The organism is Paenibacillus sp. SEL1 (assembly GCF_054602535.1).
Genome location: NZ_CM137723.1, coordinates 4468425 through 4480512, shown reverse-complemented (window position 1 = coordinate 4480512; position 12088 = coordinate 4468425). Strand labels below are relative to the sequence as shown.

Genomic DNA, 12088 nt, shown 5'->3' with positions numbered 1-12088 from the left:
GCCCCGTTCACTCTTGTGATCGGTCTGCCGTTTCAACGGCTTTAAAATTTATTGACTAGCTATGTTCATTCAGCCAAATGGCAAGCTACCCAGTGATCTGGACGAGCCTCACGATAGAGTGGAATCTCTTTGGAGCAACGGTCGATTGCAAAGGGGCAGCGAGTATGGAACTTGCAGCCCGAAGGCGGATTAACCGGACTTGGAATATCCCCCTTGAGCAAAATTCGTTCTCTTTTCAGCTTCGGTACCGGAATAGGTACAGCCGACAGCAACGCCTTCGTATACGGATGCAACGGATTCCCAAATAGCTCGTCACGCGAAGCCGTTTCGACCATGGAGCCTAGATACATTACGCCAATACGGGAACACAAATGTTCCACCACGCTCAAATCATGCGAGATGAACAAATATGTCAGACCCCGTTCGGCCTGCAATTTGGCGAATAGGTTAATAATCTGCGCCTGTATGGACACATCCAGCGCTGATACCGGCTCATCAGCGATAATTAGATCCGGCTGAAGTGCCAGCGCCCGGGCAATGCCGATCCGTTGACGTTGCCCTCCCGAGAATTCATGGGGAAAACGATCGATATGATACTCTGATAATCCGCACAGCTTGAGCACGTCCAGCACAATCTGCCGGACCTCCTCCTTCGTTGCTATACCGTGATCCAGTAACGCCTCACCAATGGCATCACCAATCCGTACACGCGGATTCAGCGAGCTGTACGGGTCTTGAAAGATCAGCTGAATTTTGGGACGAAGCTCCTGCATCCCTTTGGCAGACAGGCTGTGCAGATCTACCCCTTTGTATTTTACGGTACCGTCCGTTTTATCCGTCAATCTAACAATCGTGCGGCCCACCGTGCTTTTACCGCTCCCCGATTCCCCTACTAATCCAAAGGTTTCACCCTGACGGATCGTAAAGCTAATATCGTCTACCGCCCGCACATGTCCTGAAGTACGGTTCATAAACCCGGACTTCACCGGAAAGTACGTTTTTAAGCGGTCTATTTCCAACAACGGCTCAGCCATGAACAACCGCCTCCTCATATAACCAGCAGGATGCTTTCTGCTGAGCTGAAACTTCTTTTAACGTAGGCTCTTTTATCCGACAAATGTCCATGCAATGCCCACAGCGGTCGTGAAAATAACAGGAAGTCGTCAGTTCCAGCGGATTAGGGACCTGCCCGGGGATGGAATACAGTTCCTCTTGGCGCTGATTAAGCACCGGTTTGGATTTTAGTAACCCCTGTGTATAAGGATGCTTGGGATGATTAAACAGCTGGACCACTTCGCCTTCCTCGACGATCTTGCCCGCATACATCACTATGACGTAATCAGCCATTTCGGCGACAACACCCAGATCGTGGGTGATTAGCATGAGCGACATATTGGATTGAGCTTTAAACTCACGCAGCATATCCAGAATTTGCGCCTGAATCGTTACATCCAGCGCCGTGGTTGGCTCATCCGCAATAAGCAGCTTGGGACCGCAAGAAACAGCAATGGCAATCATAATTCGCTGTAGCATCCCCCCGCTCAGTTCATGCGGATAGCTTTTTAAAATCTGCTCCGGCCGGGATATACCGACCTGTTCGATCAGCTCCAGTGCCCGCTTACGAGCTTCCTTTCGTCCCATCTTTAAATGCTCAATCAGCGGCTCTGACAGTTGTTCGCCAATGGTCATGACTGGATTCAATGAAGACATCGGCTCCTGAAAGATCATGGAGATTTCATGTCCGCGAATCGTGCGCATCTCATTTCTGCTAAGCTCTAGCAGATCGGTTTCCTCAAAGCGGATGCTTCCGCCTGCCACTTTACCACCAGGACTCTGGATCAGACCCATGATCGACATCGCGGTAATACTTTTGCCGCAGCCCGATTCACCGACAATGCATACCGTTTCCCCCGGCTTCACACGGAAGCTGATATCATCCACCGCTTTAACCGTTCCTTCTTCTGTATAAAAATGAGTGCTTAAATGTTCAATGGAAAGTAAATTGTCCATGGTGTATCATCACCTACCTCTTATGTTTCGGGTCAAGTACATCCCGTAGCCCGTCACCAAAAATATTAATAGCGATGACTGTAGCAAAAATAGACAGGCCTGGCGGTATCCACAACCAAGGTCGTTGCTGAAAATCCAGCACATTGTTGGCGGCATCAATCATATTGCCCCAAGTCGGTGTCGTGGGCAGCACACCAAGACCAAAGAAGCTGAGTACAGATTCACTCAGGATGGCTCCGCCAATATTCAATGTAGCAATAACGATCAACAACGGCAAAATATTCGGCAGCAGATGCTTGAACAGCTTTCGGCGATTCGATAGTCCCAGTACTGTCGCGGCCTGCATAAATTCACGTTCCCGTAAACTAAGCATCTGGCCCCTCACCATCCGTGCAATCCCCGGCCAGTTGACCAGACTAAGCATCAGCATGACAATATACATCCGTTGATCGGGTGGAACCTTCCAGTCCGATAGCAGCGCGCCCATAATAAATAGCAGCGGCAAACTGGGAATCGTCAGCAGCAAATCAGCAACGCGCATAATGATCTGATCCGCAATCCCGCGAAAATATGCGGATATGACCCCCAGCGTAGCCCCCAAAAAGACTGACAATACCATGGAAGCCAAACCCACGGTAAGAGAAATTTGACCTGCCTGCATCACACGTGTCAGCACATCCCGCCCCAGTTTGTCTGTTCCTAACCAGTGATGGATATTGGGCGCCTTGTTCATCATTAATATATTTGTTTTATTATCGGAATAAGGAGAACATAACGGACCGATAAAACAGAGCAAAAACATAAATACCACGACGAGCAGACCAGCCATAGCAAGCTTGTTTCTGAACAGCTGTCGGAGCGCTTGCTGCCACATTGAAGATTTAACAGTTGCTCGCAGTCTGCCGTTGCTCTTGCTCAAATTACTGCTCACGGATGACATTCCTTAGCCCCCTTCTTACACTTTCACACGCGGGTCCGCGATGCGATACAAAATATCGGACAACAGTGTTCCGATCACGCTCAATATGGCAATTAGCATCGTAAAGCCCATAAGTAGCGGATAATCCCGGAGCGAAAAGGATTGCATGTACAACTGACCGATTCCCGGCCAATTAAAAATCTTTTCAATAATCAGGGACCCGCCAAACAGCGCAGGTAATTCGAAGCCAACGAGCGTAATGGCAGGCAGTAATGCATTTCTCAATGCGTGCGTAAAAAGTACCTTTCTTTCCTTTAAGCCCTTTGCACGGGCTGTGCGTATATAATCCTGCTGGATCACGTCGATCATATTGCTACGGAAGTAGCGGGTCAACGACCCCAGTCCCAGCAGCGTCATAACGATCACTGGCAAGGTCATATGCTGGAGAACCTCCTTCACATATTCCATACCTGTAGCGTTACTGCCCGTATTGAGCATGCCACCGGGTGGCAACCACTTCAGGTCAACCGCTGCAATTTTAATCAGATACAACCCGATAAAAAATGAGGGCACAGACATGGCAGCGAAAATCACCACCATTACCAAAGTATCAAACCATGAATACTGCTTATAAGCAGCAACCACACCGATAATGACCGCGATAAACCAGGTCAGGAAGGTCGATACAACGGCCAACAAAAACGAGTTCCAGATATACTCATTAAATAAGGTCAGCACCGGCTTCTGCTGGGCAAGCGAATAACCAAAATTTCCATGCAACGCATTGCCCAGCCAATTTCCATAGCGTTCAAGAATAGGCTTATTCAGGCCGTAAATTCCCCTCAGCTCCGCCTTTCTCTCTGGCGACAGCTTCAGATTGCCGCTAATGAAATCTCCCGGTGTCATGGCATACAGGAAAAAAATCATCATCGAAGCGGCCAACAAAATAATAACCATATATGTCAGTCTTTTCGTTAAAAACGAGCTCATGACAGACTCCTTTCAATTCAAGGTCAGGCTACTCATTACGTTTTCCCCATTTGGGAGGCCCCTTGATCCGAACCTGATGTTCTTCACAAGGGGCCCGCAAATGTGGCTTATTTAAGGGACCATTCGAACAGATTACCAGACAAGCCAATGAACGGACTGACCTTTACATGTTCCATCCGACCATTGTAGGCATACACCGTCTTCTTATAGTTGGTAAAAATAACGGGCAGTTCATCGTTTAGCAGCACATATAATTCTTGATATATTTTCTTCCGTTCTTCCATATTCGTTGTAGACAAGCCTTTTTCATATAGCTCTTTTACCTTTGGATTGTTATATCCCTTGACTTCTCCATTGACGAATTGCTCGATTCCATCTGATGGATCTGTCAGCATGCCTGTCGAGAAGGCGGCAAGATCATAATCTTTACCTTCCACTTTGGCGACCATTGCATTAAAGTCTGCAAAGATTTCCGGTTGAAGGTCAACACCAATCGCTTTGTAATTTTCAGCCGCAAGCGCAATAAAGGTGTCTGTTTCTGGACGTTTAGAGGTCAGCAGGTGAATAGTCAGCTTCTGTCCGTTTTTCTCACGGATACCGTCACTACCTTCTACCCAACCCGCTTCATCCAGCAGCTTTTTTGCTTGCTCCGGGTCGTAGTTGTATGGATTGATTCCATCGGTCGTGTAAGACCAGAATATTGGGGAAGCTGGAATGTTTGCGACCGCCCCTGCTCCCTGAGCTGCGTCGACATAAATGCTTTTCCGATCCAGTCCATAGGTCAATGCTTGACGAACCTTTTTATCCTTAAGCTTTTCATTTTCAAGATTTACTTGCAAATATCCGTAAGTGCTAGGGGTATACGGCAAAATGTTTAAAAAGCCAAGCCCTTTTAGTTTGTCGATATTTTCCTGAGTTGCGGTGAATTGAGAAAAATCGGTATCGCCTGTTTCTATGAATTGCCAAGCGTCGCCTTCTGCTGTTTTGTAAATGAAATGCTGTGTTTTCGGTTTGCCTTTGAAAAAGTAATCATTCGCCTCTAGACGAACTTCTTGCCCCGGAATGAATTTTTCTAACTTATAAGCCCCATTTCCCAGTGGGCTACTATGTAGATTTTTAAAATAATCCAGCTCTCCGAACTTGTAATCCTTGCCGTAGTAGGCTTTGGACAGTACATACTCACCCAGAATCGGCAGAGCCAGCGCGTTTGGTTTTTCCAACGTCGCAGAAATGGTCTGCTCATCAATCACCTTGATTCCTGCAATTTGTTTTGCCTTGCCTTCCGTATAATCTTTGCCGCCTTTAATGTTCAGCTTTCGGATTCGGCTGTCACCAGGATAGGCTTTGTCATAGATCAACGTCCAGGTAAAAGCGACATCCTCAGCTGTCAAAGGAGAGCCATCACTGAATTTTGTACCGGGAACCAGATGAAACCTATACGTTAGATTATCCTTGGAAATATCCCAGCTCTTAGCCAGATTGGGCAGCGGAAGCCCCTTCTCGTCTACCGTGACCAGCGGAGTCCACAACTGCGAAATCACGTTGCCGTCATAGCCGCTTTGGTTAAAATACGGAGTAAACACCCCAGCTGGGTCAGTCAGACCAACAATAATCGTGTCGCTTCTCTTTTGGGACACTTCCGGCAATTTGGATAAATCAGAAGCTTGTACCAGACTTGTTAATGGCTGCGCTGTAGCGGCTGTCTGTGCGGCATCACTATTTTGCGAAGCAGCATCGCTAGCGCTATCTGATCCACCACTAGAGCAAGCTGCTAATAAGGTAGAACTTGCCAGAAGTAGACTGCTGAGTAGAATGATTCTCTTTTTCAAAATAATCCCCCCAAGTTAATTTAGTAAATTCCGATCGAACAAGTTGTAATTAATAAGATAAATCTCATTATAGGAATCTATTCCGGTTCTGTAAAGAGAGAACTCCATTTTTTATGTAAAAAAATAGACGTCCACTCATCTGGATTCCAAATGGTCGACGTCTATTTGTTTAAAGTGTTAAAGTCTAACTGGTGCGTACAGCCTAATTTCGCTCCATATAGCCCAGGATGCTCCGTTGCATTTCATCTACTGCCGAAAGCCGTGCGCTATAGCCGAGCAATGTTTCACCGTCAAAATGTGCATGGATGAAGCCAGAGGCACGAAGCTTAAAAATATGGTCGTGCGTGATTCCCTTGGACAGCTTGAGATGACGGACAATCTCAATAAAGGTGCGTGGAGACTGGCTTTGGTACAAATATTTTAAAATCTTGAGCCTGCTCTTCTCCCCCAAGCTTCGGATCATTCGATATTCCTGTGGGGATAAAAAATCGTCCTCCTGAACATAAATTCTTGCCGAGTAATGGCACAACAGGAGCGACCCAAATCGATAAATAATATTTATCGGCTGAAAATGATATTGCGGTACCAGCAACACCTGCGTCAGCCCTTCGGAAGGCTCGAATCGGAAGCCATTTGTTGTACGATCCACCCACTCCATAGAGCTATATGCGCCCTTCTCCCGGTTTCTACGTTCCGCTTCCTGTTTCAGCCCGCTTAGAATCCTTGTATCCACATGACGAAAATACTCTTTATCCCAACCGGATAGCAGCTGCAATGCAAGTTTGCGAAGCTTCTCCATGTCGTCAGGCAGCGGTATCCCATAGGCTGATGCCTGTTCGTTTAATTCCTGTACAGTCCGGTTCTCCAGACGGTCTACGACCTCTTCAACGTTCCCCTGATCAGAAAGCATACAGACGAGTCCATAAATAACCTTCCAATCTGCATTGATTTCCAAGGACTCCAGCAATTCGGACAAACCTGGAGACAGCGTTCCACGCACTTGCTCCGCCCACTCGGCTGATAAATCGGTCTTCTTGTAAGCCTTGCGGCAAATAAAGGTGTGTAAGCTGCTGAGCAGCTCAAACACCGGTCCATATGCTACATGTACATCGTAAGGAGCATTCACGTCGTGACTCATCGCTCTTTCTGTCCTCTTTTCTTTCATATCTGATGTCCATTATACATACTATCGTACACCCGTTCATTCTTAGTGATCCATTCATACGAGAATTTAGCAAAAGACAGATACAAATATGAACGTAACAAGCATCATAATCAAGGCGCAAAAAAAGCCTGATCTCATCAGACTCTAACTGTTCAGCTATGAATTCCTGCTTGACATTGGACCAGCTGGAACCATTCCAATACTTAATCTTGTAAGATTTAGGAACATCAACGCCCGCGCCATCTTGGAACCAATAGACATCCGTTTGGGATAACGTATATTCTTGATCAAAATCATATTGGACCCATTGTGTACCCGTCTCAGGCCAGTTACCATACACGGCATGACTTCGATCATTAGAGCTGGTTGGGTCAAATCCATCATTAAGCGCGCTCACATTTTCCCAAGGCGAAGTATAAGAAGTGCTGACCGTTGCAGCTGGCGCAATGTTTACGTTTTCATCAGGTGATGGATCGATGGGACCCTCATCGCCGTTAGTCACGCTTGGGAAACGAGACATCTAAAAGGACAAATCCTACTCTCTTATTACACCCACTCTTGATTTTAAATAAAATTACAAAATTATACTATAATTAGAATGATATAGCGTCAAACAAAAATATCCCCTCCTTGTAGAGGGGATAAGTATCCATAGACTAGGCTCGCACTCCTACTCTATGGATATCAATGCCGAATCTGCCAGTGAAGCCAGTAGCTTCGCTGTTCCGGGCAACGCGCGTTCGTCCAGATCAAAGGCAGGATGATGCCATTCCTTGCTTCCCGCAGTGCCAACAAAGACAAATACACCGGGGATGTTCTTCTGATAAAACCCAAAATCCTCGCTCGCCGAGGATGGTATGGGACGAACTACGTCAAGACCGACCGCTTCTGCCGCCTCCTCCGCGATGGCGGCCAACTTACCGTCGTTCAGCACAGGCGGAGGACCCTCGATCCAGCGGATGGTCGCTTTCGTGCCGAAAGCATCGGCAACGCCTTTTACGACCTGTTCGAAGCGCTCAGTCACCTGGGCGCGAACATTCTCGTCAAATGTGCGAATGGTTCCGTCCAAATGGGCGCGGTCTGGAATGATGTTCCAGGCGTTGCCACTGTGCAGCTTCGTGACGCTAATGACCGCGCTATCCAGCGGATTAACGCTCCGACTCACAATGGATTGCAGCGCCGTAATGATATGTGACGATACCACGATGGGGTCAATCCCTGCATGCGGCACTGCCGCATGTGTGCTCAGACCCTCCACCTCGATGTAAAAACCGTCTGCCGCTGCCATTAGCGGACCTTCTTTGATGCCGACCGTGCCTACGGGCAGGTCCGGCTTGTTATGCAGGCCAAATATGGCCTGCACCCCTGCCAACGCACCGCTGTCCAGCACTTGGGCAGCGCCTTTGGCCTTTTCCTCGGCTGGCTGGAACACCAGCCGAACCGTGCCGCTCAGCTCCTGCTCCCGCTGCTTCAGGAGTATGGCTGCTCCTAACAGGGATGCGGTATGAAAGTCATGCCCACAGGCATGCATTTTGCCGGGGTGCACCGAAGCATAAGGCAATCCCGTCTCCTCCTGAATGGGCAACGCATCAATGTCTGCACGAAGCGCAACAGTTGGCCCTTCCTGCTGTCCGCCGATTTCCGCAACTAATCCGGTACGCAGCGGCACATCCAAAATGGTTATGTTCTGTTCTTCCAGCAGACGGCGGATAAAGGCGGTAGTTTCAACCTCCTCGTTAGATAGCTCGGGATTTCGATGCAGATGGCGGCGAATGTCCACCAACTTCTGCTCCAAAACCTGCTCCTTCGTCCCGGTTGATCCACTCATCCCTATTCCTCCTTCGTGAACCCAAAATAGTTACAATTCTCTCAGACCAACAACATCTAGGACTGCACAGGCAATCCGGCAAAAGCTTCATGCAACAACTCGAACGAGCGCACACGCTTGTGTATATCTCTTATTCCTGTCGTAACGATCAGCTCATCGGCCTGATACTTCGCTTGAATTTCCGTCAGCACTGCATAGATTTCGTCTTTATTCCCTTTGTTAATTTGCGCTTGTGTAGCTTCAATTGTATATTCTTCACCCGATTGCTTGCCAAACTCTTCTGCACTTTCCAGCGTGCCCACCGTAGCCGTCTTGCCACTGGCCAGATGAATTTTGTACAGCTTGTGTTCACCTGCTAACTCCGCAGCTTCCTCGGAAGTGTCCGCTACAATGACTGAAAGCGCAAAAAGAGCTTTCGGCTCACGTCCATAACTATAATCGAAAGACGCCCGATACGTACGGAATGATTCCAATGCAACCTGCTCATTACTATTGATAAATTGCGAGAAAACGTAGGGCAACCCCAAACGCGCAGCAATTCCAGCACTGTCTGTACTTGTACCCAAAACGTAAATATCCGCTGGTATTTCTGGAATCGGATTCGCCTGTAACCCGGCTAACGGTCCTTCTTCAGACGGAATATTATGAATATAGCGACTTACTTCATCAATTTTTTCTTCGAGAGAAGGCGCATCATGAACGTTTCGTTGTAACGCCTGTGTGGATTTCGGCAACCCGCCCGGTGCGCGTCCGATTCCCAAATCTACGCGACCCGGTGCAAGAGAGGACAGCACATTAAAGTTTTCAGCTACTTTATAAGGGCTGTAATGCTGAAGCATCACTCCACCAGAACCGACTTTAATACGCTCAGTGCGTGCCAGCAAATGGGAAATGAGTACCTCTGGCGAAGAGCCCGCAACCTGCTCGGAATCGTGATGCTCTGATACCCAGAAGCGCGTAAATCCCAATTCCTCTACACGCTGTGCTAGCTTAATCGTATTACGAAGGGCCTGCGCTGCCGTTTCCCCCTCGTGTATAGGGCTTTGATCCAATACTCCGATTTTAATACTCATATCTCCCTCTCCCGTCTAAATTGAATAGTTATATTCCGGTGTAATCCGTTTCAGAAATTGTTTGGTACGTTCCTCTTTGGGGTGGTTAAAAATGTCGTCCGGTGTGCCTTCCTCGATAATATGACCGCCATCCATAAATACCACATGATTTGAAACATCGCGCGCAAAGCCCATTTCATGTGTAACGACAATCATCGTAATGCCTTCCTTCGCAATCTTGCGGATCACCGACAGCACCTCACCCACCAATTCAGGGTCCAGCGCCGAAGTCGGCTCATCGAACAAAATCACTTCCGGGTTCAGCGCCAAAGCACGTGCTATGCCAACACGCTGCTGCTGCCCGCCAGACAGCTGGCTTGGATAATGATTCAGCTTTTCACCCAGACCGACCTTTTCCAGCACCTCAATGCTGATTTTTTTCGCTTCCTCCTGCTTGACCTTGCGGACAACGACAAGTCCTTCCATGACATTTTCCAGTGCTGTTTTATGCTTGAACAAATTGTATTGCTGGAAAACCATAGCTGTCTTTTGACGTAGAGCCAAAACATCCCTCTTTGCAGGTCGCTTGCAGTTCACTGTAAAATCGCCAATGCTAACTTCCCCATCATTGGGCTTTTCCAGATAATTAATGCAGCGTAGCAGAGTTGTTTTTCCTGAACCGCTCGGGCCTAAAATAACGACGACCTCGCCTTTGTTCACGGTCAAATCAATGCCTTTGAGCACTTCATGTTTGCCGAACGACTTCGTAATATTTTGCAGACGGATCATGATGCTCGACCTCCATTAAAGACATTGATTTTTTTCTCTACCAAGCCAGATATTCGTTCAATCAATACCGTCAAGCCCCAAAATAGCAGTGCAGCTGCAATATATACCTCTAAATATTTCCAGTTGGTAGATGCCAGAATTTCAGCCTGTGCCTGGATTTCTGTGACCGAAACCGTGAAGGCCAAGGTAGAACCATGAAGCATCCCAATAACGGAATTCGTCAGGTTTGGCAAACTCACCACGAACGCCTGCGGAAATACAATCCGTCTCAGCACTTGCCACGTCGTCATACCGACGGCATAAGCCGCCTCGATTTGTCCCTTGTTGACCGATTGAATTCCAGAACGGACGACCTCAGACATATACGCGCCACTGGTAATGGAAAACGAAATGAGTGCAAATACCATATAAGGAACATCTTTGGATTGCAGCGGCCAGCCGAAATGCTTCGCTCCCGCATCAATCAGCAAAGGCAAACTGAAATAAATAAGCAGCAAATGCATCAGCATCGGTGTGCCACGGATAAAGGTGACGTAACCGTGAGAAATCTGGGACAACACAGGAACCTTATAAATTCGCGCCAGCGCCGTTATAATACCGATGACCAACCCTGCCAGTACGGAAACCACCGTAATAATTAAAGTGTTGGGCAACGCGGAGAACAACCCTAAAAAGGCAGTATATATAAAGCCAAAATCCAGACTCATATGCCTTTACCTCCTTTACTAAGACGGGGACTTCTTAGGTAACGCACCACAAAGCTTTTTCGTTTTTCGGGTTCTTTCTGTACTGCATCCCGATGCTCATGCCGGAGAAGCGTATTTTCCAGCACCTTGAACAATTTTTGTAAAATCAGACTGATCACCAGATAGATAAGGGATAACGCGATATAGGTTTCAACAAAATGTTGGGTAGCTGACCCTAATGTCTGTGATTTCCCTGTCATCTCCATCGCTCCGATCGTAAATGCCAGCGAAGTGTCCTTCAGATTGCCAATCACCAGATTGGAAAATACCGGAACCACGACAGCCAGCGCTTGCGGCATAATGATACGTGTAAAGGTCTGATAGCCTGACATGCCGACGGACTGTGCAGCCTCGATTTGTCCCCGATCTACAGCCTCTACTCCTGACCTGATAATTTCGGAAATAAAGGCTCCACTATTGAGCGCGTAGGTTGCTACGGCAAACCACAGCACATCCCATCTGGAGGAATTGATATCCACCAGCTTTAGTAGCTCCGGCAGGCCGTAATACACCAGAAACAATTGGATTAGAATAGGGGTTCCGCGAAAAAAGGAAACATACACTTGAGAAACACGTTTGAGAAATGGAATGTTATACATGCGAGGCAGCGCAACCAACAGACCAATGATAAGCCCCAATACAAGCGAGCTTGCCACAATAAACAAGGTGATGTGTAAGTAAGACAGCATTTTCGGGATAAAGCTAAAAACATAGTCAATATTGAACTCTCTGCTCATATGCCTGCCTCCTTTCTATACAT

At 47.6% G+C, this 12088-nt stretch carries 11 protein-coding genes and 1 pseudogene; all 12 read right to left on the bottom strand.

Features of this window, described 5'->3' with window-relative positions:
• Positions 1-65: 65 nt before the first annotated feature.
• Positions 66-1034: an ABC transporter ATP-binding protein gene (locus tag ACYCSE_RS20995; protein ID WP_053325319.1), complete on the bottom strand. Its 969-nt coding sequence runs from the start codon at positions 1032-1034 to the stop codon at positions 66-68.
• Complete coding sequence (locus ACYCSE_RS20990; protein ID WP_013310081.1) at positions 1027-2010, bottom strand: ABC transporter ATP-binding protein; 984 nt, start codon at positions 2008-2010, stop codon at positions 1027-1029. Before ACYCSE_RS20990 ends, ACYCSE_RS20995 begins: the two co-directional genes overlap by 8 nt.
• Before the next feature lie 13 nt (positions 2011-2023).
• Positions 2024-2950 (bottom strand): oligopeptide ABC transporter permease, encoded by a 927-nt coding sequence (opp4C, locus tag ACYCSE_RS20985; protein ID WP_254351332.1) that lies wholly within the window; start codon positions 2948-2950, stop codon positions 2024-2026.
• 15 nt (positions 2951-2965) lie between these two features.
• Complete coding sequence (locus ACYCSE_RS20980; protein ID WP_061831922.1) at positions 2966-3919, bottom strand: ABC transporter permease; 954 nt, start codon at positions 3917-3919, stop codon at positions 2966-2968.
• A gap of 107 nt (positions 3920-4026) precedes the next feature.
• Positions 4027-5748, bottom strand: a complete 1722-nt coding sequence (locus tag ACYCSE_RS20975) for an ABC transporter substrate-binding protein (protein WP_459699692.1) — start codon at positions 5746-5748, stop codon at positions 4027-4029.
• A gap of 202 nt (positions 5749-5950) precedes the next feature.
• Positions 5951-6886, bottom strand: coding sequence for an ArsR family transcriptional regulator (locus ACYCSE_RS20970; RefSeq protein WP_322162028.1), 936 nt, complete (start codon positions 6884-6886; stop codon positions 5951-5953).
• A gap of 193 nt (positions 6887-7079) precedes the next feature.
• Positions 7080-7430, bottom strand: a pseudogene (locus tag ACYCSE_RS20965) (discoidin domain-containing protein); the annotation flags it as partial.
• 153 nt (positions 7431-7583) lie between these two features.
• Positions 7584-8741, bottom strand: a complete 1158-nt coding sequence (locus tag ACYCSE_RS20960) for an amidohydrolase (RefSeq protein ID WP_459699689.1) — start codon at positions 8739-8741, stop codon at positions 7584-7586.
• 56 nt (positions 8742-8797) lie between these two features.
• Positions 8798-9814, bottom strand: a complete 1017-nt coding sequence (locus ACYCSE_RS20955) for an LLM class flavin-dependent oxidoreductase (RefSeq protein WP_061830373.1) — start codon at positions 9812-9814, stop codon at positions 8798-8800.
• Between the two features lie 15 nt (positions 9815-9829).
• Positions 9830-10582, bottom strand: a complete 753-nt coding sequence (locus ACYCSE_RS20950) for an amino acid ABC transporter ATP-binding protein (protein WP_023988357.1) — start codon at positions 10580-10582, stop codon at positions 9830-9832.
• Entirely contained in the window at positions 10579-11289 is a 711-nt protein-coding gene (locus ACYCSE_RS20945; protein ID WP_061830372.1) for an amino acid ABC transporter permease, read from the bottom strand. The genes ACYCSE_RS20950 and ACYCSE_RS20945 overlap by 4 nt, the downstream gene beginning before the upstream one ends.
• On the bottom strand, positions 11286-12065 hold the full coding sequence (locus ACYCSE_RS20940) for an amino acid ABC transporter permease (protein WP_023988355.1): 780 nt from the start codon (positions 12063-12065) through the stop codon (positions 11286-11288). The genes ACYCSE_RS20945 and ACYCSE_RS20940 overlap by 4 nt, the downstream gene beginning before the upstream one ends.
• Positions 12066-12088: the final 23 nt, after the last annotated feature.

Bases quoted from the DNA above. Each gene is read 5' to 3' on its own strand.
- ACYCSE_RS20950 (WP_023988357.1), bottom strand. From the start codon at position 10,582: ATGATCCGTCTGCAAAATATTACGAAGTCGTTCGGCAAACATGAAGTG.
- ACYCSE_RS20970 (WP_322162028.1), bottom strand. From the start codon at position 6,886: ATGAGTCACGACGTGAATGCTCCTTACGATGTACATGTAGCATATGGA.
- ACYCSE_RS20980 (WP_061831922.1), bottom strand. From the start codon at position 3,919: ATGAGCTCGTTTTTAACGAAAAGACTGACATATATGGTTATTATTTTG.
- ACYCSE_RS20945 (WP_061830372.1), bottom strand. From the start codon at position 11,289: ATGAGTCTGGATTTTGGCTTTATATATACTGCCTTTTTAGGGTTGTTC.
- ACYCSE_RS20990 (WP_013310081.1), bottom strand. From the start codon at position 2,010: ATGGACAATTTACTTTCCATTGAACATTTAAGCACTCATTTTTATACA.
- ACYCSE_RS20940 (WP_023988355.1), bottom strand. From the start codon at position 12,065: ATGAGCAGAGAGTTCAATATTGACTATGTTTTTAGCTTTATCCCGAAA.
- opp4C (WP_254351332.1), bottom strand. From the start codon at position 2,950: ATGTCATCCGTGAGCAGTAATTTGAGCAAGAGCAACGGCAGACTGCGA.
- ACYCSE_RS20955 (WP_061830373.1), bottom strand. From the start codon at position 9,814: ATGAGTATTAAAATCGGAGTATTGGATCAAAGCCCTATACACGAGGGG.
- ACYCSE_RS20995 (WP_053325319.1), bottom strand. From the start codon at position 1,034: ATGGCTGAGCCGTTGTTGGAAATAGACCGCTTAAAAACGTACTTTCCG.
- ACYCSE_RS20960 (WP_459699689.1), bottom strand. From the start codon at position 8,741: ATGAGTGGATCAACCGGGACGAAGGAGCAGGTTTTGGAGCAGAAGTTG.